This is a genomic window from Flavobacterium sp. HNIBRBA15423 (assembly GCF_052655965.1).
In genome coordinates, this window is sequence record NZ_CP199751.1 from 4273136 (window position 1) to 4299722 (window position 26587).

Below are 26587 nucleotides of genomic sequence, written 5' to 3' on the forward strand. Positions count from 1 at the left end.
GTTATACATAAAAATCTTACAAACTTTATATTTTAAATGAATAGTTTAATTAAAAAAAATATTAATCTATTGAAAACAATTACTAAAAAACAAAAATAAGATAATGAAGAAAAATATTTTATTGCTTTTAATCACTTTTTCAAGTATCATTTCATTTGGGCAAATAAATGAATCAAATAAATTGCCAGAGTATATTCCTTTGTCTCCAAAAGCAAGTGAGTTCATGAAATTCGGTGAAATACCAGTAAGTAAATACACTGGAGTTCCAAATATCACAATTCCTCTTTTCGAAATAGAAAGTAAAAGTATTCCTTTTCAAATTGTATTAAATTATCATTCAAATGGATTTAAAGTGGAAGAGGAAGCTGGAACAACAGGATTGGGTTGGACATTAAATACAAATTGGAGTGTTGTGCAACAAGTAAATGGTTTTGATGATTACGATGGCGCAAGAAGAAGTTATAATAGTTTTGATGTTGCAAATTATCTTGATTGTATTTGTGGATTACAAGGTGGATGTTATGCAAATGGTAATGGCATTTTGAGCAATTGTGAGAATGTTACATTTACATTAGCCGAAGGAGACCCTACTTTATGGGGAGATTTTTTTGATGGATCAGCTAATGGAATAACAAATTGTGATATCACAGTAAACTATAATGATTTTTTTAATGAGTTCAAAAATGGTTATAAAGATTATCAACCAGATATATTTAATTTTAATTTGCCAGGATATAATGGAAAATTCATTTATGATTTTTTTGCTAATACTTATACATGTATCACAAATAAAAATATAAAAATTGAAGCTGTAGGACAATCTAATGCAAGACCCGATAGTTTTAAAATAACCACACCTGACGGAAATTTATTTATTTTAAATTTAAATGAAGAAACTACCATTGTTTTAAATTCTTATGAACAAGCAGCAGGACCAGTTGGTCCTAGTAACAGTATTGATGTTACGGGGTCGGTAAGTTCTAGAGTCTATCAATTAAAAAACATTGAAACTAATAAGTCTGAATCATTTATTTTTGAATATTTAAGTACTAATGACATAACAAACTTTCCAAACGCATCAAAATCGATTTCATATTTTACGCCAGAACCAGGCTTTCAAATACCTCCATCTTATTCAGGTAATAACTCAACTAGTTACTCTATAACTAAACAACCTTTTTCATATTTATATAAGATAATTTATAATAATGGTGAGGCTTTAATTTTTAATTATTCTGATAGAATTGATTTAGTTGGTGCTAAAAAAATAGACAACATAGAATTAAGAAAATCAGTAAATGGGAGCATAATTAAAAAAATTAATTTTGAATATGATTATTTTATTGGACACAGTAATGGAACTAACAATGACTTATATTTAACGAAATTTTCTTCATTAATTAGTAAAACATCTGAAGAATTAACACATAGATTAAAATTAGTGTCAGTTACCGAAGTAGGTAATAAACCTTATTTATTTCAGTATGATTCTGAACAGTTACCTAAAAAGACATCTTTAGCAAGAGATTATTGGGGTAACTATAATGGCGTTTTAACAAACAATTCATTATTTATTGACATCTATAAATTTAATAAAGAAAGAGAAAATGCTGTTTTTCAGAGTTATAAGAATAATATTAATTGCAGTGTCTATCAATATGCAAAAGCAGGGATTTTAGATAAAATCACATATCCTACAGGAGGATACACAACATTTGATTACGAACTTAATAGTTTTGAAAATGAAAAAGTTCCATCCATAAATCAAGGTTTGTCAAAAAACATTCAATTAACTACAATTCCAAATCCAGGATCCAAAACAATGGAAATAGTTATAATTGATGGGGGAAATACAATTTTTAACATTAGTGGATTACTTAGTACTGAGGGTTGTTATCCTCAATATCCAAATGCACATACAGATTGTTATTTTTTAGCCACACTATTCAAAAAAGAATTGTTGGACTATATAACAAGTAACCCAACGTATAACTCGCATTTGAATTCTTATGGGTTAAAATATGTTCTTGGAGCTGATTTGGATTTTTTAGATGGTAATCCTAGTAATCCAACGTTATATAACCAATATAAAATATATTCGAGAAGTATTAACAAAATTGCTAATCAAGGAGATCAATTTACTTCTAATGAAATATTTAATATTGAAGAAGGAATTGTTGTATTTGAAGTTAGTGGAGGCTGTGGAATCTATAGTCCAACTGCTAACAACAACTGGAGTCAATCGAGTTTTAATATAACATATAACGATTATTTTCCTTTAAATCAGGTAGAAAGTTATGGTGGTGGTTTGAGAATAAAAAAAATAACAAATTATTCTAGTACAAGTAAAGTAGCTTCAAAAAAAATATATAATTATCAAGGAGGGAAATTAATGTCTGAGTTAAAATATTTTAATTCTTTACATATTCCTCATATACAATGGTTAAATCCAAATGTCGGTCAAGATGGTACGTATTATAATTCTGGTGGATGGAAAAAAACATTAAATAGTAATAATTTTGTTCCCATGTCTGTGGGTGCTATGGGACAATATGTCGGCTATGATGTTGTTGAAGAATATAACGAAACATCTTACTATAGCGGTACAGATATTAATAATGGGAAAGTTATTGAATATTATATTAATAATACTGAGATAGGTTTTGGTCAAGATAATTATGGAAGATTTACTGAATTAAATTTACCAAATTATCAGATCCATCCAGATAATGGAAGTGTTTACAAGCAAGTAATTACCGATAAGAATAATACTTTATTAAAAGAGACTAATAATAACTATATTTTGAGTAGTTTCGAATGTTTTAGAGGCTTAAAACATATTTTCCATTCGTCTTATTTGTTTTCAAATGGAGATTGGAATACAAGAGATGTTTATAAAGTTTTTTTCGTTGGTAGTTATCCTATAAAATCAACGCAAACATTTTTAACATCTACTAATGAAAAAACATTTTTTAACGGAGAAGTAATTGAAACAAATAAAAATTATCTATACGATAATTATAATCAACTTTCAAAAATTAGTGAAACTAATTCAAAAGGAGAATTACTCGAGAAGTTTTTAAAATACCCATATGATTTGAGTAATTCTTCAAATTATAATTTTTTAGTAAATAGAAATATGATTTCTTCTGTTGTGGAAAATAAAACGGTGCTTGGTGGAAAAGCAATTTCATTAGAAAAAACAGAATATAAATTTATTAATACTCCAAGTACCACACATTATTTTCAAAATACTTATGCAATTGATAAAATAAAACAATCAAAAGGAGAATATGTAGATTTAGAAGATGTTGTTATTTATCACAATTACGATAAATATGCTAACCCTACTGAAGTATCTAGAAAAGATGGCACGAGAGTTTCCTATATATGGGGTTATAAGGGTAAATATCCAATTGCAAAGATAGAAAATGCTAGTCAACCCACTTATGATAATGCTACTCAAGGATATACAATTATTGATTCCAACTTAATGAGCGCAGCAATCTCTGCATCTGAAACAGGTACTGAGACTGATTTATTGAATGCTTTAGAAGATTTAAGAAATAGCCTACCAAATGCTATGGTAACAACATACACTTACAAACCACTGATAGGTGTCACTTCTATAACTGATTCAAGGAGGTACAAAACTACTTATCATTATGATACGTTAAATCGTTTGCAATTTGTAAAAGATTATTTAGGTCAGATATTGAGTGAAAATGAATATCATTATAAAAACTAAAGCAAGATGAAGAAATTACTATATATATTAACTTTAATTCCTATTCTTGTTTTAGGACAAAGTCAAGATCAAAATTATATAAAGACAACCATAAGAAAAGGGCCAAGTTTAAATCCTACAACTACATTGCAAAATCCTGAATTAGCTAGTACTCAAGTGACTTATTTTGATGGTTTAGGACGACCTATTCAACATGTAGCCTATCAACAATCAACTAGTAAAAAAGATATTGTTTCTCATATAGAATATGATGCTTTTGGTAGACAAATCAAAGATTATTTACCTTATGTGTATGATAATCAAAATCTATATTTAGCTCCCAATGCGCAAATAAGTACTTTAAATTTTTATGGTTCCAATGATTTGGTGTTAACAGGAAATCCTAGTTTTGAGACTACCAATAATCCTTTTAGTGAAAAAGAACTAGAGGGATCTCCTCTAAATAGAGTTTTCAAGCAAGCTGCTCCAGGTGATGCTTGGGCAATGGGCAATGGTAAGGAAATAAAATTTGATTATGGTTCTAATAAGACGAATGAAGTAAAAAAATTCAAAGTTGTATTTGAAGCTAATTCAACAGAAAATCATCAATTAGAAACGGATGGATATTATACAGAAAATGTATTATATAAAAGTGTTATAAAAGATGAAAATTGGAAATCATTTTCTTATAATGAAAGTTTTTCTTATAATTATTTTAAATTAGGTTCAAGTGGTTATATGTCAGGAAATAATCTTGTTTTGGATATAAATAATGATATTTTAAACCTTACGGTTAATTTTAGTTGTTATCCAAAAACGAATTTCAAAACGGGTGCCATTAAATCTTTCCCTATTAATATTGAAGATGTGAATTTAGGAGACTTGGTAGATGTTTCAACAGGTATTGCTGTTTATAATTTATATATAGAAAATAATACATTATATGCTCAAGATATTTATAATGGTACCCAATCTTTTCAAGGAGTAAGTTTTAATACAACTCTAACGAAAAGTATAGTTGTTAATTCCCCTGATGTTTTAGACCATACCACTGTAGAGTTTAAAAACAAGCAAGGACAAGTAGTTTTAAAAAGGACACATAACCAAAACAAATGGCATGATACGTATTATGTGTATGATGATTATGGGAATTTAACGTATGTTTTGTCTCCAGAGATTAACACTTATCCCATGGAGCAACAGATTTATCCTAACATTTATATTGAGAATGAAAATATCGAGACGGTATATAATCATCCAAATCAAGAATGGGCAAATTATTTTGAAGCAGATTTGGGTAATAATCAATTGTATATTTATTTTGGAAGTTATGATAATGCAAATGTTCCATTAAATACTAGCAGTATTGCCATAAATTTAGCAGCTATTGGTTTTAATGTTCTTTTACCAGATATGACATTAGGTCCAGTAACTATTAAGTTAGCAGATGGGACTTATTCAGATACGCACTATTCTGCTTATATTCAAAATGGGAATATTTATTTAACTGGAGATGGTACGATTGCAAAGGAGGTTCATATGGATTTTCAAGTAGATCTTAATACGATTACTGGTCCAGCTCCTACATCGGTAAGTGTTGATGATATCAACAAACTAGGCTATCAATACAAATATGATTCTAGAAATAGATTAGTCGAAAAGAAGCTACCAGGAAAAGACTGGGAATATATTATATATGATAAACTAGATCGTCCTATTTTAACCCAAGATGCTAACTTAAAAACACAAAACAAGTGGTTGTTTACAAAATATGATGCCTTTGGAAGAGTTACTTACACTGGTATATGGACAAATCCAACACCCAACCAATCAAGAGCAACAGTTCAAAATACAGTTAATAGTCAAACCACACCAGTTTGGTTCGAAACCAAATTAGTGAACCCAATTACCATAGCAGGTACAAGTATATATTACAGCAATACTGCTTTTCCAAATACATTTCAAATAGATGAAATAGAAATTCTAACTATTCAATATTATGATAATTATGAAATAGGTAACCAAGTTGCGTTTAATCCTGCAAATGGCTCTGGAACATGGGAAGGGATGACAGCAGTAGCTAATGTAAAAGGATTGCCTACAGTTTCAAGAGTAAAAGTATTAGAGACAAATAATAGCTGGATAACTACAGCTACTTACTATGATGCAAAAGGAAGAGCGTGGGAAACACATGTTAAGAATGACTACCAACTCTCTGAAGACTGGACTTTAATGAAGCTAGATTTTATAGGAAAGGTTTTAAAAACACAAACCAGTCATACAAAAAACGGAACAACAACGACTGCTGTGGATACGTTTACGTATGATCATGCAGATAGACTTTTAACTCAAGTACAAAAAATAAACACACAACCAGAACAGTTGATTGTTAAAAACACTTATGATGAGTTAGGTCAATTAATCAAGAAAGGTGTTGGAAATACAGAAAGTACTCCCTTACAAGAAGTAGATTATGCTTATAATATAAGAGGTTGGTTAAAAGATATAAATAATACAGGGCATTTAGGCAATGATCTTTTTGCCTTTCATTTAAATTATAACGAACAAGATACTCCTTACACTTATGCTGGAGCACCAGGAACAGCTCTTTATAATGGGAATATTAGCAGTACCAACTGGACCACTAATAATAATTCTACAGCAGTAAAATCCTATTATTATAGTTATGATGCCTTAAACAGGTTAAAAACAGCTTATTCTGCGGAAAATGATGTAACTAATAATAAGTATCTTGAAAACATACACGGTTACGACAGAAATGGTAATATTTTAGGTTTAAATAGACAAAGTCAAAATCCGACTAATCCAAACAATGGAATAGGAATTGATTATTTAACATATACCTATGATGCCAATCAATTAAAAGGAGTAAAAGATAATTATGGACTTTCTGCCAATGGAATAGAAGGGTTTAAAGATGGTAATACTGTAGGAGATGATTATGAGTATGATGCTAATGGGAATATGATTGCAGATAAGAATAAAGGGATTATAGAAGTAGCCTACAATTATATGAATTTACCTACTATGATTGTTTTTGAAGGACACACTAAATCGTTGCCAAAAGTCATTTATTATTCTTATGATGCTACTGGACAAAAGTTGAAGAAAAGAGTATATGAAACAGTGTATAATCCCAATTTAACTTACACAATAAATGAGACAACAACGGACTACATAGGAAACTATATTTACGAAAATAATGTACTACAATTTTTCTCACAACCAGAAGGTTATGTATCGCATAATAATGGTGCTTTTTCATATGTATTCCAGTACAAAGATCATTTAGGCAATGTGAGACTGTCTTATGCAGATGCTAACAATGATGGTGTCATTACCTCAGGGACAACCGAGTTGTTTTACGATGGTTTTGAAAATGGTAGTGGTTGGGATAGCACAGGAGCAATTTATGGAGAAACAATAACCGCTTACGACACTACAAAAAAGCACAGTGGAGCAATATCTGGCAAACTAGAAAATTTAACTACCACAGTAAAGTATGTTCATAGCAACACATGGATTCCTATAAATATTACACAACCTACCGAATATATTTTCTCTGGATGGGTGTATAGCGATAACCCTGTAGCTGCGATATATTTATTTGAAAAGACAGATGCCGAGACAGGTTATTTCACAACAGTTGCTTATGAGAATATGGGAGAAAAGAACCGCTGGGTATATATACAAAGAAAAGTAACAGTACAGCCAAATATTACTAAGCTAAATCTAAGAATAGACAACAATGGAGGAGGAACAGTATGGTTTGATGATGTAAGCATAAGACAGGTAAACCCAAATAGTGAAATAGTAGAAGAAAACAACTACTATCCTTTTGGATTAAAACATAAAGATTCAAATAATTTACTTAACTTAGCTACAGGAAATGCAGTGGCTCAGAAGTATAAGTATAATGGACAGGAGTGGCAGGATGAGCTTGGTTTAAACGTTACTGCAATGGATTATCGTCAATATGACAATGCTTTAGGTAGATTTAATGGTATTGATTCTTTATCTGAGATTTCAGAAGATAAATCAGTATATCATTTTGCAAATAATAATCCTGTTATCTATGCAGACCCAACTGGATTGACTGGAGAAAATTTTGCAACAAAATATATTGATGAAAAAGGGAATGAACTTTTGAATACTAATGATGGTAGTAATGCAGTTGTAACTGTATCAGATGAATATTTGGATGTTTTCTTAGCTGATATTAGAGTAAGTTATGAAGATCGTTTAAATAGTTCTGATTGGAATAGTCGATGGAAGGCATTCTTGATAGGTTTTGAATTGTCTGAAAGCCAAGAGAATATATTAAGTCAGTTAGACACTGATTGGGCAAGGAAATTAGCTCTTAAATATTGGCAGACTGGTGATAATACTGATTTTCTTAAATTTGCATATGCGGCAGCACTTAGTCAATGGACAAATCCTGTAAATATTATAGGTGCCGCATCTGGGTTAGCTGTTAGACCACGTGTTAATGCTACAGGTATAATTTATTTAAGAAGAGATATAACTGGGAATTTAAAACCGTATATAGGTCAAGTTAAAAATGAAGCAAGATATCTTGCTAGACAGGCAGAACATGCTAGAGCAAATCCAAATTCTGTTTTTGAATTTGAAATAATTGACAGAGGTAATCCTTCAGGTAAATTTCCAACTTCATTGGATTTGAAAGAACAACAAGCGTTAGATAAATTAGGAGGGCCTACTAACAAATCAAATCCAAGTGGTAGTACCTCAAATAAAAAAAATGTAATAAAAAAATAATGATGAAATTACAAGTAGGAGACATATTTGAATTTTCATTCAATGAGAATAGACTTTGTTATGGTCAAATTGTTAATATTTTAAAAAAGAATACAATCACTATAGCAATTTTTGAAGGACTATATAAGTCAAGACCAGACACCAAGGAGCTAATGCAAGATAATATCCTTTTTTTTGGTAATACGTTTGACGCTAAATTTTATCATAAACATTGGATTATAATAGATAATAATAAGTCAAATCTAAGTCAGATTAAACTTCCTTATTATAAAATAGGTACAAATCCAATTTATATAGAAGACTTTTATGAGAATAAAATAAGAAAAGCTATAGGTTTAGAAGAAGATATTTTGGAGTATAGAAGTTATATTGCTCCAGTTGCATTTGAATTAGCAATTAAAGCCTATTATAAAAAAAGTGAATGGAATGATGCATATAACAAATTGTTATATGTAAATATTTTAAAAGGGATTTTAACCGTTGAACAAAATGATAATGTTTTAAAATAAGAATATTACCCAGCTACCGCACGAATCCTTTAGTGTGGTAATTAGAATAAAAGCAAAAGCACTCTTTTAACAAGGGTGCTTTTGTTGTTTTATAAGTTTTAACTATACCGGTAATGTTTCAAAGTTAGTGACAACCCTTTTCACACAAGCTAACCAATTGAAAATTAAAATTTAATTAAAAAAATGCATAGAAAAGGAACGCAAGTATAGACTTCCCCCAAAAGTTTAGACAAATTTAAACTTAATTTTGATAATAATGAGCTCGATATTTTATCGGGCTCATTCCTTTTAAATTAGACTTGATTCTTTCGTTGTTATAGTAGTTTATATATTGCTTTATTTCTTTTTTTAATTGATCAATACTACTGAACTTTTTTATATAAAAAAGTTCAGATTTAAGTGTTCCAAAGAAATTTTCAATAATTGCATTATCTAAACAATTTCCTTTTCGTGACATACTTTGAATAATTCCTTTTTGTTTTAATAAATGCTGATAATGTTTCATTTGATATTGCCAACCTTGGTCTGAATGTAATATGAGATTGCTAGTATTGTATACTTTCTTAAATGCTTTTTTGAGCATTGTCACTACTTGATTAAACACTGGTCGCTCTGATAATTCGTAACTAACTATTTCTTGATTGAACAAATCCATTATAGGTGATAAATACAATTTCTTTCCTGATACATTGAACTCCGTTATATCTGTCACCCACTTTTGGTTAGGTGCTGTTGCTTTAAAATTACGTTCTATAATGTTAGGAGCTATTTTACCATGTTCTCCTTTGTATGATCTATATTTTTTGACTCTAATAATACTTTTTAATCCTAATAACCTCATTAATCTTAAAACTGTTTTGTGATTGATTATTAGTGCATTATTATGGAGTTCTTCAGTTATTCTTCGATAACCATACCTGCCTTTGTGTTTGTGATAAATAGATTTGATTAATTTCTTAATTTCTTTGTACTTGTCAGATAATTTGTTCTGTTTTTGATGATAATAAAAACTACTTCTAGCCATATTTACTTGGTCTAAAAGTATTTTTAAGTCATATTTATGCCTTAATTCCATTATGACTTGTGCCTTTTGGCTTTCTCTTCGGCTTGAATTAAGGCATGTAACTTTTTTAAAATATCAATTTGACAACGTAAGGATTCGTTCTCTTGTAAAAGTTCTTCTTCCCTTGTTAAAGGTTTATCTGATTTACGTTTTTTACGTTTATAATTGCTCATAGATTTTAGTCTACCTTTAGGTTTAGGCTGTAAGCCTTCTACTCCAAAATTAGCAAAATCTCGTTGCCATTTGATAATAACTGATTCTGAAGTGATGTTAAATTTCAAACAAGCTTCACTCAAGGATAAATAATCGCTCTTGATGGATTGTAAAACTTGTAGTTTATATACAATAGAGTAATTTCTGTTTTGTCTAGGTAATAAACCAGATGCACCAAACTCTTTGTAAAAATTCACCCATCTCCAAACATTGGATTTATTCAATCCTTTTAGATTAGAAACATATTCACAAGAAAAATGTTCTTCTAAAACTAATTTTACGCATTCTAGTTTAAATGCATAATCATACTTGACTTTTCTTTCCATAAAAATACCCCCAAATAGTGTCTAACTTTTTGGGGGCTGTGCAATTTGCGTTCCTTTTTGTGTTATATAATGTCTTAAAACGAAGAAAATGGTAAAAAAGTCGCCCTCGTGTATTAGAATTAGTGATGCAAGAATTTGTCCTCATTGTAATACTAAAAACTTAGTCAAAAATGGGTTTACCAAAAATAAAAAGCAACAGTTTTATTGCAAAAATTGTTGTAAGAGATGCATCAATTTTTATTGTTACAAAGCCTATAAACTAAATACAAATGCTAAAATTATTCAATTTATAAAAGAAGGTCTAGGAATAAGAAGCACAGCAAGAATATTACAAATTTCAACTACTACTGTTTTGAAAAGAATTATTGCTATTGCAAAAAAGATTCCTAATCCTATTTTCTATAAGAATAAGATTTATGAAGTAGATGAAATGCGTTGCTATTTAAAACGTAAAGACAAACCGATGTGGATTGTGTATGCATTAGAAAGAAAAACCAAGCGAATTGTTAGTTTCAGTTTAGGAAGAAGGTCAAAACGAACCATTCAATATGTTACTAATTCGTTATTGCTTTCTTCTCCTAAAAGCATCTATACAGATGGTTTAGTGCATTATAAATCTTTAATAAATTCAGTAATTCATAAAGTAAAGCGTTTTGGCACTAATCAAATTGAAAGAAATAATCTTACTATGCGAACTCACTTAAAACGATTGCAGCGAAAAACCATTTGTTTTAGCAGAAGTTTTATTCTTTTACAATGTGTTTTACGTATTTATTTTTGGGCTTAAAAACTTCTAATTGTTGCCAATTATTGTATCATTTTTGTTTGATTTTCTATACATCACGATTCCATTGGTATACTTTAACTAAAGATAGAAAAGCATCCTTCCAAATAACAAAATTACTTCAAACTCTTTCCAGCTACACAAACTACAATTTCCCCTTTAGCAGGCTTGTTTTCAAAGTGTTGCAAGACTTCTTCAGCGGTTCCACGAATGGTTTCTTCATGTAATTTAGATAATTCACGAGACACAGAAACGCGTCTGTCTACTCCAAAGTACTGTATGAATTCGGCTAGAGTTTTGTTTAATTTATGTGGAGAAACGTAGAAAATTATGGTTCGGGTTTCTTCTGTTAAGGCTAAAAAACGGGTTTGTCTTCCTTTTTTATCAGGCAAAAAGCCTTCAAAAACAAATTTATCATTGGGTAAACCACTATTCACTAAAGCTGGTACAAAAGCGGTTGCTCCAGGTAAACATTCTACTTCTACTCCATTTTCTACACAAGCTCTTGTTAACAAAAAGCCAGGATCTGAAATGGCTGGTGTGCCTGCATCGCTAATTAAAGCGATAGTTTCTCCAGCTTGTAAGCGTTTTATTAAATTCTCAACTGTTTTGTGTTCGTTATGCATATGATGACTATGCATTTGCGTCATGATTTCGAAATGCTTTAGCAATTTTCCACTATTACGTGTATCTTCTGCTAGTATTAAATCGACTTCTTTTAAAACTTTAATAGCTCTAAAAGTCATGTCTTCGAGATTACCTATAGGCGTTGGAACTAGAAATAGTTTTCCCATAATTAATTAAACTTTCGCTCTACAATTTCTAAGAAACGGGTTTCATATTCTTCTTTTCCGTCCCAATTGTTATAATCTGGTTTTACAAAATCATCTATGAATCCTTTTGCTTCATCAAATGAGTCAAAAGTATTTAACTGCGACAACACACGATTAAAATCCTGAGCACTTCCGCCAAATAATTTCTTTTCAAATGCAATACGGTCATTTAATCCAAAAGAAATTCCTCTTGTCAACTTATCGTTTAAAGACATAGTTCTAGGTTCTTCTTCTATAATCTCTTTTTTCAACTCCACCACAGTTTCTGGTTGAATTTCTTGAGGTTCTATTTCTTCCACAACATCTTCAGTAGTGTTTTCAGTGCTTTCTTCTGGTTCAATAACAGATGCTGTAACTTCTACTTTATCAAATGAAACTTCAGTTGCTTTTTCCACTTCTTTTGGGACTTCTTCTACCTTAACAAAATTTACGTCTTTATAGTCATCAATTAAAACACCATCAAATAAAGCAGGTTGCTCTTGAATTTCATTTTCTTTACTATCTTCTTCTTTAAAAATAGGTTCTTCTTCTGTTTCTTCTGCTACAGGAAGTGTTTGTTGTTTTGGTTCTTCAACTTGTATTTCTTTTTTTTCGGTTTCAAATTGAACATTTGGGTTTTCTAATTTAGCTTCTATTTCTTCCTGCGAAATCTCTTCTTTTAGTGCTTCAAAGTTTTCTTCATAAAAACGCAATATGGTTAATTGCTCATATAATTTTTTAGCTTCTTCTTGCAATTGTTTCGTTTCTGAACGATTTTTTAGTTTTAAAACACGATGAGCAATACTAATTAATTCGGCATCTAACTTTTTCTTCATAACTTTATAGAATAGAAATTGAATATATGGATGGTTTTTTAATAAATTTGTTCCAATTACAAAAATAGCAGAAAATACTATTAATCGACTGAAAAAAACAAAATGTTTCTAGAAAATACAGTAAATCAATCTGAACAATTTGGCTGGATAGAAGTTATCTGCGGGTCGATGTTTTCAGGCAAAACAGAAGAATTAATTAGACGTTTGAAAAGAGCCCAATTTGCCAAACAAAAAGTAGAGATTTTTAAACCCGAAGTTGATACTCGCTATCATGATGAAATGGTAGTGTCTCATGATGCAAATGAAATACGATCTACACCTGTACCAGTTGCCGGAAACATTCGTATTCTTGCACAAGGTTGTGATGTGGTAGGTATAGATGAAGCGCAATTTTTTGATGATGAGATTGTGTCTGTCTGTAATGACTTAGCCAATAGTGGCATTCGAGTTATTGTTGCTGGCTTGGATATGGATTTTAAAGGCAATCCTTTTGGCCCCATGCCTAATCTAATGGCTACAGCCGAATATGTGACTAAAGTTCACGCTGTATGTACTAGAACTGGAAATTTAGCTAACTATAGTTTTAGAAAATCACTAGATGAAAAGCTGGTTTTATTAGGTGAAACAGAAGAATATGAACCTTTAAGTCGTGCGGCTTTTTATAAGGCATTAAAAGAAAACAAAGAGGCTAAAGAAAAAGAATAAGTGACTTTTGCTATTAAAAATATTATATCTTTCATTCACGCTAAACCTCTTGGCTCATTTGACGATTTTATTATAGAAAACATATCTATAGACAGTCGTTCTTTACAGAATAATACAGGTACTTTGTTTTTTGCTCTAAAAGGGCAAAATCATGATGGTCACCACTATATTGAGCAACTTATTCGGAAAGGGGTTCGTTATTTTGTAGTAGAAAATATACCTGAAAACTGTATTGATAAAGCTTCCTTTTTAATTGTTGACAATACAACTATTGCTTTACAAGAAACCGCAAAATATTACAGAAGCTTGTTTGATTTTCCTGTTATAGGAATTACTGGAAGTAACGGAAAAACGATTGTAAAAGAATGGCTTAATTATCTTTTAAGTCCTGATTATTCTATCGTAAGAAGTCCGAAGAGTTATAACTCTCAAGTAGGTGTTCCATTATCTATTTTTGGCACCAATGAGAATCACAACTTAGGAATTTTTGAAGCTGGTATTTCACAAAAAGATGAAATGTTGCATTTAGAAAGCATAATAAAACCAACAATAGGTGTTTTTACTCATATTGGAACTGCACATGATGATGGTTTTACCAACTCAGAAGAAAAAATTATTGAAAAAACACAACTCTTTACAAATTGTGAGGTTGTGATTCTTCAAAAAAATGATGCTATTGAAAAACATATTCAATCTGCTATTTTTAATTGGAGTTTTACTGATAAAAATGCTACTGTATTTGGTATCATTAAAGAACAAAAAAACGGTATAACCATTCTATTAGTCACTTACAATTCAAATTCTTTTCAGATAGAAATCCCTTTTCAAGACTCAGTTGCTATTACTAATGTTATGACTTGTGTAGCTGCTTTATTATATTTAAAAGTTGATACAAGTATTATAGCTAATAGAATTAAGAATTTATATCCTGTTGAAATTAGATTACAAGCCAAAAAAGGAATTAATAATTGTATTTTAATTGACGATTCCTATTCTTCGGATTACCAATCTTTGAAAATTGCTTTGGATTTTCTAGAACAACAAAAACTACACCCCAAAAAGACTATTATTTTATCTGATATTTTTCAGGGCGGTTTACCCATTGAAAAATTATATGAAAAAGTTGCTTTGGCTATCCAAAATAATAAAATTGATAGAATCATAGTTATTGGTGAAACTATTTCTAAATATTTATCAGAATTAGCAAACGTAATTTCTTTTAATTCTACACCTGATTTTCTAAAACAGTTTAATACACAATCTTTTCAAAACGAAACCATTCTTATTAAAGGAGCTAGAAGTTTTAATTTTGATGAAATTGTAGTTTTACTAGAAGAAAAAAATCATGAAACGGTTCTTGAAATTAATTTAGATGCCATTACACATAATCTCAATTTCTATAAATCTAAATTACAACCTAGTACAAAAGTTATGGTTATGGTTAAAGCTTTTGGTTATGGAAATGGTGGTTTTGAAATAGCTAAATTACTAGAACACAATGCAATTGATTATTTGGGTGTTGCTTTTGCAGATGAAGGTATAGAGCTTAGAAAAGCTGGTATTACCTTACCAATTATGGTTTTAAATCCAGAAAATAGTAGTTTTAATGCTATGATTGCTTATGATTTAGAACCTGAAATTTATTCTATTACTGGTTTAAAAGCTTTTTTGCAATTAACTCAACAAAAAAATATAAATTCGTATCCGATTCATATCAAATTAGATACAGGTATGCATCGTCTAGGGTTTGAAGAAAATGAGATTGAAACATTAATTTCTCTTTTAAAAAACAATAATTTTGTACACGTAAAAAGTGTGTTTTCTCATCTATCTGCTTCAGATGACAGCAATTTCAAAGATTTTACTCAGAAACAATTTGATCGTTTTAATCGTTATTCAGAAAAATTAATTTCAGAATTAGGTATAAAACCTATTCGTCATATTTTAAACACATCTGGTATTTTTAATTATGGCAAAGAAATGCAATTAGAAATGGTACGATTAGGAATTGGTTTATATGGTGTAGGTAATTCTGAAATAGAGAATAACAATCTCCAAAATGTAAGTACATTAAAAAGTGTCATTTCACAAATTAGGGTGGTTATTGAAGGAGAAAGCATTGGTTATAGCCGAAAATTTATGGTTAATAAGGAAATAAGAGTAGCAACAATACCTATTGGTTATGCAGATGGTATTAGAAGAGCATGGGGAAATGAAAAAGGTTATGTCATGATTAATAACCAAAAAGCAACTATTTTAGGAAATATCTGTATGGATATGCTAATGGTAAATGTAACTACAATTAATTGTATGGCTGGTGATGAAGTAATAATTTTTGGAGAAAAGCCAACTGTTAATGAAATTGCAAATATAACCCATACAATTGCTTACGAAATACTAACTGGAATTTCACAACGAGTAAAACGCATTTTTTATAAAAACTAAAAGAAATATTACTTTTTTTAGTAAATTAGCAATGCATATTAAGTTAACTAAATTATAAAAGAATCATGTTAAAGGAATTTAAGGAATTTGCAATGAAAGGAAACCTTATCGATATAGGAATAGGTTTCGTTATGGGTGCTGCTTTTAACAAGGTAGTTTCTGCTTTCACTGGAGGTATTGTTTCTCCATTAATTGGTTTAATTTTCAAATCTGACTTTAAAGATTTAAAATATGTAATTCACAAAGGAGTTACTAATGCAGAAGGAGTAATTGAAGGTGAAGTAGCTGTTTTATGGGGTGAATTTTTAACTAATGTTATCGACTTTATCATTGTTGCCTTTGTAATGTTTATGATTGTTAAAGGTGTAAATGCTTTAAAGAAAAAAGAGGAAGTTGTTGCTCCTGTTCCACCAGCTGGACCTACACAAGAGGAATTACTAATCCAAATTAGAGATTTATTAAAAAAATAGATAATCCGCTATACTATATATTCTAACTAAACCCCGAAATATCGGGGTTCTTTTTTAAAAAAAAGTTATATTTATAAAGTTTTGTGAATTTTTTATTTTCTATATATTGTACCAATTTTATTGTATATTTTTGCACTACTAAATTTACAAATAATGAAAGTAGCTGTAGTAGGTGCTACCGGAATGGTAGGCGAAATAATGCTAAAAGTATTAAAAGAAAGAAATTTTCCTGTAACCGAATTAATCCTCGTAGCTTCAGAAAAATCTGTTGGAAAAGAAGTAGAATGGAATGGCAAAACCTATAAAGTTGTTGGTTTACAAACAGCAGTTGACATGAAACCTCAAATTGCTGTGTTTTCTGCTGGTGGAGAAACGTCATTAACTTGGGCACCAAAATTTGCTGAAGTAGGAACAACTGTTATAGATAATTCTTCTGCTTGGCGAATGGATGCTACTAAAAAACTAGTAGTTCCAGAAATTAATGCAATGGTATTAACCAAAGAAGATAAAATAATAGCTAACCCAAATTGTTCCACCATTCAAATGGTAATGGCTTTGGCTCCTCTTCATGCAAAATATAAAATAAAACGAGTTGTTGTATCCACCTATCAATCTATAACAGGAACTGGTGTAAAAGCAGTTCAACAATTAGAAAATGAATATGCTGGTACAAAAGGGGATATGGCTTACAAATATCAAATACACCGAAATGCAATTCCACAGTGTGATATTTTTGAAAACAATGGCTATACAAAAGAAGAAATGAAATTAGTTCGTGAAACTCAAAAAATATTGAATGATAAAACAATAGCCGTAACAGCTACAGCTATTCGTATTCCCGTAGTAGGTGGTCATAGTGAAGCGGTCAATGTTCAGTTTGAAAATGATTTTGATGTTTCAGAAATTAGACAACTCTTACACAATACTCCAGGAGTTACAGTTCAAGATAATTTAGACACTTTTACCTATCCAATGCCTTTATATGCAGAAGGAAAAGATGATGTTTTTGTGGGGAGAATCCGTAGAGATGAAAGCCAACCAAATACTTTAAACTTATGGATTGTAGCAGATAACTTAAGAAAAGGTGCCGCAACAAATACGATTCAGATTGCAGAGTATTTGATTGCAAATAATTTAGTTTAAGATTGTATTATTAAGAACAATAGTTAAAAGAGTATCAATTTTAGATACTCTTTTGTTTTTAAAACAAATAAACTTCCTATATTTGTTTTTTATGAAGAAAAAAATTGCAATATTAAATTTTGTACTTATGCTTTCAGTTGTTTTAGCTGTTAGCTATCAATCATTGCATATTTTCCTTCAACATAATCACACTGAAAAAGAAATTGTTACCCTACAAAAAACAAATACTACTTTTTCAAAAACAATTACTGAAAAACAAGATTGTCATACTTGTGATTTTAAATTTGCCAGTTTTCTTTCTCCTGAAAATTTCACATATTCATTTTTCTTTCCTTTTAAAGAAATTCCATATAAATTTAATTCTAAGGAAAATTGTACTTCAATTAATATAAACTCTTTTGATTTAAGAGGTCCTCCATACTTGGTTTAAAATAGTACAAGTATCAAAATAAATGATACGTTGTGTTTTTATTTAAAACTAAGAAAATGCGATTCAAATTAATCTTACTTTTCTTTTTGGTTTCTTATTTTAGCTTTGGTCAATATTCTATAAATGGAATAATAACCGATGAAAATAATATTCCATTAAGAGACACACATGTTCACATAGGCAATAAAGCAACAACATCAACTGTTGATGGCAATTACTTTTTGAACAATATTCCAAAAGGGAAACAAAAAATTTATATTTCTTATATTGGTTACGAATCAATAACAGAAACTATAACAATTGATAAGGATACAGTATTAAATTTTAGATTAGTATTGAGTATTACTAAATTAGATGAAACTATAGTTTTGCAGGCTAAAAATTCGAAAACTGAAAGTAGTAATGAACAAATAATTACTGCACAAACAATAGAAAAATATAGTAATAAAACGTTAGGAGATGCTTTAAAAGAAGTTTCTGGTGTATCTATTCTAAAAACTGGAAGTACGATTGTAAAACCTGTTATTAATGGTTTACATAGTAGTCGAGTACCAATTATTAATAACAATGTGCGTCTAGAAGATCAGCAATGGGGAACTGAACATGCTCCAAATTTTGATGTGAATACAGCTGGAAAAATTACTGTTATAAAAGGGGCTTCATCATTACAATATGGTGGTGATGCAATAGGAGGAATTGTAGTTATTGAACCTGAATTAATTAAAAAAGATACTTTAATAGGTAAAACTATTTTAAATTTAGATTCAAATGGTAGAGGTGGAAGTTTAAGTTCTTCAATTCACAAAGGAAATCTATATGGTTGGAGTTGGAACTTAATTGGAACATACAAATATTTAGGCGATAGAGAAACTCCAGATTATATCTTATCAAATTCTGGAAATCGTGAACAAAATGTTTCTGGTAGTATTCAATATGCAAAAGAAAATTATAATCTTACTGCAATGTACAGTTTTTATAATGCACAAATTGGGATTATTAAAGCTTCACACATTGGCAACATTAATGATTTATATAATTCTATAAAAAATCAAGTTCCAAGTGTTATTAGACCGTTTACTTATACTATTTCAGCTCCAAAACAAGAAGTTCAACACCATCTTGCTAAATTGAATTACAAAAGATGGTTAAACAACAATTCTGCATTGGATGTTCAGTATGCTTTCCAATTCAACAATCGATTAGAGTTTGATATTAGAAGAAGTAATGCAAATGACAAAGCAGCTTTGGATTTACAATTAGCAACACATACTTTATTAAGTGATTATAACACCTCTTTTGGAAATTGGAAATTAAAATCAGGTATCAATCTTGGTTATCAAAATAATTTTGCAAATCCTCAAACTGGTGTTCGTCCCTTAATTCCTAGTTATGAAAAGCTAGATGCTGGTATTTATGGAATAGCCGTTTATAAGTATGACAATTCTAGCGCGTTAGAAACGGGTTTACGTTATGATTTTTCTTCCATCGAAGCCACTAAGTATTATTATAAGTCAAGATGGGAAGAACGTAATTATGATTCAACTTTTAGCTCTTTTATTGTAGGTGAAGAAGGTATTCAATGGCTTACCAAACCAAAGTTTCAGTATCATAATATATCTGTAAATATTGGTTTTAGAAAGCAATTCCATCATGAAATAGAATGGTTTGTAAACATGAGTTTAGCGTCAAGAAATCCAAATCCTTCCGAATTGTTTAGTGATGGATTACATCATTCTACAGGTCAAATAGAAATAGGAGATTTAAATCTTAAAAAAGAACAATCCTTTAAATTGAACACCACTTTAAAGAAACAATGGCAAACATTTGTAATGGAAATAAATCCTTTTATAAATCGTATTTCAAATTTTATCTATTTACAGCCTGTAGGTTTTGAAACTACTATTCGAGGCGCTTTCCCAGTTTGGGATTTCAAACAAACAGAAGCATTATTGACAGGTATCGATTTGAATACAAAATGGAATATGTCGGAACGCTTTTCTCACGAATCCAGTTTAGCCTATGTAAATGGTAAAAATATTTCTACTGATGACTCTTTAATTGATATGCCTCCATTTGTTTGGAACAATAAAATACAATATAAAAATGAGTCGTGGTTTAATTTAATTACCGAGTTTAAAAGCGAATTAGTTTTTCGTCAAAATCAGTATCCAAACTACAATTTTGAAACCAATATTATTGTCGATAATACTTTAACACCTGTTTTAGTAGATATAAGTTCGCCTCCAAAAGGATATCATTTATTGCATTTTTATAGTGAAATGACTTTTAAAGTAAATAAAAAAAACAGCTTAACAGCATCGTTCTCAGTTCAAAATATGTTTAACACAACGTATCGTGATTACTTAAATCGTCAACGCTTTTTTGTTGACGAAATAGGTAGAAATATTCAAATTCAATTCAAATTTAATTATTAAAACAATCATGAAAAATTTAAAATCAGTTTCAGTTTCAGCTTTATTATTAATTAGCTTTTCAGCTTGTAACAACGATGATGCACCAGTAAATGAAGAAGAAGTAATTACAACAATAAGCGTAACATTAACGGGAGGAGGACAAACCATAACTTTAGTATCTAAAGATTTAGATGGAGATGGGCCAAATGATCCAGAAGTTACAGTTTCAGGAAATTTAGTAGCAGGAACAACTTATTTAGGAACAACAAGTTTTCTGAATGAATTAACAAATCCTGCTGAAGATATAACAGAAGAAGTCGAAGAAGAAGGAAAAGATCATCAAATTTTTTATCAATTAGCTTCTAATATAGGTACTGTAACTTATGATGATGTTGATGCAGATGGGAACCCAATAGGAATAGAGTTTACATTAGTAGCAGGAACTGCCTCTACAGGTGATTTGACAGTAACATTAAAACATTTGCCAAACAAATCAGCTAGTGGAGTTGCAGATGGTGACATTACAAATGCTGGTGGCTCTACAGATACTGAAGAAACATTTTCAATAACAGTGGTAGATTAATTTTTAAAAACACCAACTAAAAATACTCCATTCTAATTAAGATGGAGTATTTTTTTTAACATTACTTAACATTTCAATTCCTTATTTTTGTGAACCAACCAAAACATAACCAATGAAAAAATCGATTACTTTTCTTTTTGTAATTGCTACATTAGTAGCTTGTAAAAAAGAAGAAAAACAAGAAATGAAAGAAGTAGACATGAGTGTTACCTATCCTGAAACTAAAAAAGTAGATACAACAGACACTTATTTTGGAGAACAATTACAAGACCCTTACCGATGGTTAGAAGACGATCATAGTGAAGAAACCAAAGCATGGGTTAAAGCAGAAAATGAAGTTACTTTTGGGTATTTAGAAAAAATTCCTTTTCGAAATAAACTAAAAGAAAGAATGGAAAAATTGTGGAATTATGAAAAAATTTCAGCACCATTCAAAGAAGGAAATTATACTTATTTTTACAAAAACGATGGTTTACAAAATCAATCTGTTTTATATAGAAAAGATGCTTCTGGGAAAGAAGAAGTATTCCTAGATCCAAATACTTTTTCAAAAGATGGAACTACTTCTTTAGGTGGTTTAAACTTCACAAAAGATGGGAGTTTAGCAGCTTATGCTATTTCTGAAGGAGGAAGCGATTGGAGAAAAGTTATTGTGATTAATACAGAAACTAAAGAAATCATTGGTGATACTATTGTTGATGTAAAATTTAGTGCTATGTCTTGGTACAAAAACGAAGGGTTTTACTATTCTAGTTATGATAAACCCACTGGAAGCGAACTTTCTGCTAAAACTGACCAACATAAGTTATATTTCCATAAGTTAGGTACTCCTCAAAAAGAAGATAAAATTATTTTTGGAGATAAACTTAAAAGAAGATATGTAAGTGGTGGTGTTACTGAGGATGAAAATTATTTAATCATCTCAGCTTCTACATCAACAACCGGTAATGAATTATACTATAAAGATTTGTCGAAAAATGGAACAATCATAAATATTATAGATAATTTTGAAAGCAACAATACTATCATTGATAATGTAGGAACTAAATTTTATGTTTCAACAGATTATGAAGCACCTAACCAACGTGTCGTTACCTTCGATTTAAAAAATCCAAAACAAGAAAATTGGATTGATTTTATTCCAGAAACTGAAAATGTGTTATCTCCCGCAACTGGTGGTGGATATATTTTTGCTGAATATATGAAAGATGCTGTTTCTTACATCAAACAATATGATTATGAAGGCAAGTTAGTTCGTGATATAGAATTACCTGGAATAGGTTCTGCAGGCGGTTTTGGTGGTAAAAAAGAAGAAACAATTTTGTATTATTCGTTTACCAATTATATTACACCTGGAACAATTTATTCTTATGATCCAAAAACTGGAAAATCAACAGTGTATCAAAAACCAAAAGTAGATTTCAAATCGGATAATTATGAGTCAAAACAGGTTTTTTATACTTCAAAAGATGGCACAAAAGTACCAATGATTATTACTTATAAAAAAGGGATAGAATTGAATGGTAAAAATCCAACTATGCTTTATGGTTATGGTGGTTTCAACATAAGTCTGACACCTAGTTTTAATGTTGCTAATGCCGTTTGGTTAGAAAATGGAGGTGTTTATGCTGTTCCAAATTTAAGAGGTGGTGGTGAATATGGTAAAAAATGGCATGATGCTGGAACACAAATGCAAAAGCAAAATGTATTTGATGATTTTATTGCTGCGGCTGAATATTTAATAAAAGAAAAATATACCTCATCGGATTATTTAGCAATTTCTGGTCGTTCAAATGGAGGTTTATTAGTGGGTGCTACTATGACACAAAGACCCGATTTAATGAAAGTAGCTATTCCTGGTGTTGGGGTTTTAGATATGTTACGTTATCACACCTTTACTGCTGGTGCGGGTTGGGCTTATGACTATGGAACCAGTGAACAGAGCAAAGAAATGTATGATTATTTAAAAGGCTATTCTCCTGTTCATAATGTAAAAACTGGTACAAAATATCCAGCAACTTTAATAACCACTGGTGATCATGATGATCGTGTTGTTCCAGCACATAGTTTTAAATTTGCAGCTGAATTACAAGCAAAGCAAACAGGCACAAACCCAACTTTAATTAGAATTGATGTAAATGCAGGACATGGAGCAGGAAAATCTGTAAGTGCAATTATTCAAGAATTTGTAGATATTCAAGCTTTTACTTTGTATAATATGGGTGTAAGAGAATTAAGAAAATAATTAAAATTCCCAATATAAACAAAAATCCTGCTTATTAAGCAGGATTTTTTAGTATAAAAATGTCTTTTTTAAAATCTATTATCTCCATCTAACATCCTACCAAGACCACCCAATAAACTTCCTTCTCCTTTGTCTTTTCCTCCCATTTGTGGAGCTGCTTGTAAAACCCTATCGGCTAAGCGACTAAAAGGTAGTGACTGAATATAAGCAATTCCAGGTCCTCTTAGTGTAGCAAAGAAAACACCTTCACCTCCAAAAATGGTATTTTTTATTCCACCTACAAATTCAATATCATATTGTACATCTTTAGTAAACCCAACAATACAACCAGTGTCAACTTTTAATATTTCACCCGCTTGTAATTCTCTTCTTGCTAATGTTCCTCCTGCATGAACAAATGCCATTCCATCTCCTTCTAATTTTTGCATAATAAACCCTTCTCCTCCAAATAGCCCTCTTCCTAGTTTTCTTGAAAAATCAATTCCAACTGAAACCCCTTTTGCAGCACATAAAAAAGCATCTTTTTGGCAAACAAACTTACCACCATATTTTTGCAAATCGATTGGTACTATTTTTCCTGGATATGGTGACGCAAAAGAAACTTTCTTTTTTCCATAATCTATATTTTGATAAGCAGTCATAAACAAACTTTCTCCTGTTAAAACACGTTTTCCTGCAGATAATAACTTTCCAAAAATACCTCCTTCTTGTTTGCTTCCATCTCCAAAAATAGTTTCCATTTTTATTCCGTTATCCATCATCATGAAACTACCTGCTTCAGCCACAACAACTTCTTGTGGATCTAATTCAATTTCTACATATTGCATTTCTTCACCAAAAATTTGGTAATCTATTTCGTGTGCTTGCATAATTTTATTTTTTTGGTTATATCTAATTAGACGAAAACATTAAAAAAATGTTACGGATTTATTTTTAGACATAAAAAAGTCCAGCAAATTGCTGGACCTTCTCACTCAAAAAAACTTATTAAGGCAGTAAAACTCTATCTATTACATGTACAACTCCATTAGAACATTGAATGTCAGGAATAACCATATTTGCTGGAACTGTATTATTATTACCTAAAATAGTAAATACTCCATTTTGAAAAGGACTATACGTTAATGTATTTCCTCCAGCTGTAGTTGCTGTAGTACTTGATTGTTCTGATGTAAATGTTCCACCATCAGCAATTGCATGATTTAATAAAACTTGTTGTAAAAAAGATGGATCAGCATCTGCTACTTCTTGTACTGTTGCAAAACCTGCAGCTCTAAAAGCAGCATCTGTTGGGGCGAAAATTGTAAATGTATTATTCTCATCAGCTAAAACAGGAGCTAATCCTGATGTTACAACAGCCTGTACCAAGAAAGTCAACTCGGGAGTTTTAAATACTTTTGCATCATTTAATAATAATGCCGAATCAACAATATTAACACCTGTAGCTATCATTACTTTATCAATAGCATGAACAGTCCCATTACTCGCAGGAACATTAGTTAAGATAATCTTAGATCCATTAATATAAATATCATTATCTCTAGCAATGAAGCGTCTATTAACTCCTAGTGCAGAAGCAGATGTGGCTCCATCTATAATTTGATTTGAAAATAAATTACCATTTGAAACGTGGTACAACAATGTATTGGTTAAAAAACTATTTTGCAAAACACCTAAACTCCCACCATCTACTAAACCTAATTTAGCAAATGCATCATTTGTAGGAGCAAAAACAGTATACTTTCCTGAAGGATCATTAGGGTTATTGTTACTCAAAACCACAGCAACTCCACCTTGAATTGCAGCAGCTTCAAGCGTACTAAAAGCTGAATTTGATACTGCAATTGAAGCAATTGAAGGAGTTTCAGATTCATAATCGTTATCACATGAAATTAATGTTACAAGTAATGTACATGCTAATAAAGTACTTTTTATATTTATATTTTTCATTATCTTAAATTTAGAATTAGTAATTAAAATTTGTAAACCAATGCACCGTAAAACCCTGTTGCTTTTCCAATATTTCTACCAGCAACTAGACTACTGACACCTGTAGCTAAACCAAAATCTTGGTAAATGGGCGAATAAAGATTTAAGCCTATTTTTGTATAATTTACTTTTGTAGCTGGAAAAAAACCTTGAAAACCTTCTCCTAAAATATCTACACCACTTGTTGAAGTTTGATTAGCTAAATAAGCATCTCCGTAGAATTTATTTGCAGCATATCCTAATTTAAGCTCCGATATATATGAATTTGGAACATCATTTGAGGCTAAGCTTCCTCCAAATTGTCCAGAGACAAAAGGACCAGAATTCATTTTAAACATAGCAAGTCCAATTGCGCTTAAAGTTGTACTTCTATTACCAATAGCGATAATAGATTGCAAACCTTCGTTTTCTTCATAACCTCCCAAAGGAGTTTTTAAACCTAAAGCTCCAATTAATCTTAAAGAAGAAGATCCATAATCAAAATAAAATGGGTTATATTTTATAAAAACTGAAACATCTTGAACTCCGCTTCTTTTGTTTTCATAATTTAAATTGCTTAAAACCTCTTGAGATGCACTTCCTTCTGCAATTATATAAGGTAATGACAAAACGACATCTAATTGATTAGTTATTCCATAAGTAGCATACAAGGATGTACTTGAAATCTGTACTTCATTAAATATGGGTACTCCATCTACTTCTTCAGGTACTAAATACACTTTATCATACTTTTCTGAACTGTAAGAAAGTGAAACATTTCCCTTTCCTTTGCCTTGCATGAATCCACTTATAGGACTTTGAGAATAAACTATGTTAACATATCCAAATGTTACTACTGCTAAAATTAATAATAATTGCTTTTTAATCATAATATCTAAATGTTTTAGTTTTATACTTTATCACACTTACGTAGAAAACTTTATTATGGTTTTAAAAAGTAAAAAAATAAAAAGCACCTATTTTAGACTGTATCCAAAAGTTTAGACGAATTTATAATTAATTTTGATAATGATAAGCTCGATTTTGTATCGGACTCATTATGTTTAAATTTGATTTAATCCTTACCATATTGTAATTGTTGATATATTGTTCA

19 protein-coding genes are annotated in these 26587 nt (G+C 30.3%); 12 read left to right on the forward strand and 7 right to left on the reverse strand.

Annotated features, from left to right (window positions below; all coding sequences use genetic code 11):
* Window positions 1-103: 103 nt before the first annotated feature.
* The 3 genes from ACULEV_RS18970 to ACULEV_RS18980 are packed head-to-tail and all read left to right on the forward strand — an operon-like array spanning window position 104 to window position 9036.
* Window positions 104-3748, forward strand: coding sequence for a hypothetical protein (locus ACULEV_RS18970; protein WP_445456623.1), 3645 nt, complete (start codon window positions 104-106; stop codon window positions 3746-3748).
* Between the two features lie 6 nt (window positions 3749-3754).
* Window positions 3755-8527, forward strand: coding sequence for a DUF6443 domain-containing protein (locus ACULEV_RS18975; protein WP_445456624.1), 4773 nt, complete (start codon window positions 3755-3757; stop codon window positions 8525-8527).
* Window positions 8527-9036: an Imm26 family immunity protein gene (locus tag ACULEV_RS18980; RefSeq protein WP_445456625.1), complete on the forward strand. Its 510-nt coding sequence runs from the start codon at window positions 8527-8529 to the stop codon at window positions 9034-9036. Before ACULEV_RS18975 ends, ACULEV_RS18980 begins: the two co-directional genes overlap by 1 nt.
* A gap of 241 nt (window positions 9037-9277) precedes the next feature.
* Here ACULEV_RS18980 and ACULEV_RS18985 read toward each other — a convergent pair whose 3' ends face one another.
* Entirely contained in the window at window positions 9278-10111 is an 834-nt protein-coding gene (locus ACULEV_RS18985; RefSeq protein WP_445456626.1) for an IS3 family transposase, read from the reverse strand.
* Window positions 10111-10638 carry a helix-turn-helix domain-containing protein gene (locus ACULEV_RS18990; protein WP_445456627.1) on the reverse strand — a complete coding sequence of 176 codons (528 nt, stop codon included), beginning with the start codon at window positions 10636-10638 and terminating at the stop codon, window positions 10111-10113. Before ACULEV_RS18990 ends, ACULEV_RS18985 begins: the two co-directional genes overlap by 1 nt.
* 88 nt (window positions 10639-10726) lie before the next feature.
* Here ACULEV_RS18990 and ACULEV_RS18995 point away from each other — a divergent pair, with 88 nt between their 5' ends.
* The gene (locus ACULEV_RS18995; RefSeq protein ID WP_445456628.1) at window positions 10727-11425 is read left to right on the forward strand and encodes an IS1 family transposase; all 699 of its coding nucleotides are present in this window, start codon (window positions 10727-10729) and stop codon (window positions 11423-11425) included.
* Window positions 11426-11538: 113 nt separating this feature from the next.
* Here the strand turns inward: ACULEV_RS18995 and rsmI are convergent, their stop codons facing one another.
* Together rsmI and ACULEV_RS19005 are read right to left on the reverse strand one after the other, a co-directional pair.
* Window positions 11539-12216, reverse strand: a complete 678-nt coding sequence (rsmI, locus tag ACULEV_RS19000; RefSeq protein ID WP_445456629.1) for a 16S rRNA (cytidine(1402)-2'-O)-methyltransferase — start codon at window positions 12214-12216, stop codon at window positions 11539-11541.
* Between the two features lie 2 nt (window positions 12217-12218).
* On the reverse strand, window positions 12219-13070 hold the full coding sequence (locus tag ACULEV_RS19005; protein ID WP_445456630.1) for a hypothetical protein: 852 nt from the start codon (window positions 13068-13070) through the stop codon (window positions 12219-12221).
* Window positions 13071-13172: 102 nt separating this feature from the next.
* Between ACULEV_RS19005 and ACULEV_RS19010 the strand changes: the two genes are divergently transcribed.
* The 8 genes from ACULEV_RS19010 to ACULEV_RS19045 all read left to right on the forward strand — a co-directional run bounded on the left by ACULEV_RS19010 (window position 13173) and on the right by ACULEV_RS19045 (window position 23505).
* Window positions 13173-13775 (forward strand): thymidine kinase, encoded by a 603-nt coding sequence (locus ACULEV_RS19010; protein WP_140963913.1) that lies wholly within the window; start codon window positions 13173-13175, stop codon window positions 13773-13775.
* Window positions 13776-16220 (forward strand): bifunctional UDP-N-acetylmuramoyl-tripeptide:D-alanyl-D-alanine ligase/alanine racemase, encoded by a 2445-nt coding sequence (locus ACULEV_RS19015; RefSeq protein WP_445456631.1) that lies wholly within the window; start codon window positions 13776-13778, stop codon window positions 16218-16220.
* A gap of 65 nt (window positions 16221-16285) precedes the next feature.
* Window positions 16286-16690, forward strand: a complete 405-nt coding sequence (mscL, locus tag ACULEV_RS19020) for a large conductance mechanosensitive channel protein MscL (RefSeq protein ID WP_445456632.1) — start codon at window positions 16286-16288, stop codon at window positions 16688-16690.
* Window positions 16691-16843: 153 nt separating this feature from the next.
* On the forward strand, window positions 16844-17833 hold the full coding sequence (locus ACULEV_RS19025; protein ID WP_445456633.1) for an aspartate-semialdehyde dehydrogenase: 990 nt from the start codon (window positions 16844-16846) through the stop codon (window positions 17831-17833).
* 91 nt (window positions 17834-17924) lie between these two features.
* Window positions 17925-18263 carry a hypothetical protein gene (locus ACULEV_RS19030; protein WP_445456634.1) on the forward strand — a complete coding sequence of 113 codons (339 nt, stop codon included), beginning with the start codon at window positions 17925-17927 and terminating at the stop codon, window positions 18261-18263.
* A 56-nt stretch (window positions 18264-18319) separates the two neighbouring features.
* Window positions 18320-20698, forward strand: coding sequence for a TonB-dependent receptor (locus ACULEV_RS19035; RefSeq protein WP_445456635.1), 2379 nt, complete (start codon window positions 18320-18322; stop codon window positions 20696-20698).
* A 7-nt stretch (window positions 20699-20705) separates the two neighbouring features.
* The gene (locus ACULEV_RS19040; protein ID WP_445456636.1) at window positions 20706-21260 is read left to right on the forward strand and encodes a type 1 periplasmic binding fold superfamily protein; all 555 of its coding nucleotides are present in this window, start codon (window positions 20706-20708) and stop codon (window positions 21258-21260) included.
* Window positions 21261-21372: 112 nt separating this feature from the next.
* Window positions 21373-23505, forward strand: a complete 2133-nt coding sequence (locus ACULEV_RS19045) for a prolyl oligopeptidase family serine peptidase (protein WP_445456637.1) — start codon at window positions 21373-21375, stop codon at window positions 23503-23505.
* A gap of 68 nt (window positions 23506-23573) precedes the next feature.
* Here the strand turns inward: ACULEV_RS19045 and ACULEV_RS19050 are convergent, their stop codons facing one another.
* The 3 genes from ACULEV_RS19050 to ACULEV_RS19060 form a co-directional block, all read right to left on the reverse strand.
* Window positions 23574-24374: a TIGR00266 family protein gene (locus tag ACULEV_RS19050; RefSeq protein ID WP_445456638.1), complete on the reverse strand. Its 801-nt coding sequence runs from the start codon at window positions 24372-24374 to the stop codon at window positions 23574-23576.
* Between the two features lie 118 nt (window positions 24375-24492).
* The gene (locus ACULEV_RS19055; RefSeq protein WP_445456639.1) at window positions 24493-25455 is read right to left on the reverse strand and encodes a fasciclin domain-containing protein; all 963 of its coding nucleotides are present in this window, start codon (window positions 25453-25455) and stop codon (window positions 24493-24495) included.
* Window positions 25456-25478: 23 nt separating this feature from the next.
* Window positions 25479-26363 (reverse strand): hypothetical protein, encoded by an 885-nt coding sequence (locus ACULEV_RS19060; RefSeq protein WP_445456640.1) that lies wholly within the window; start codon window positions 26361-26363, stop codon window positions 25479-25481.
* Window positions 26364-26587 lie beyond the last annotated feature (224 nt).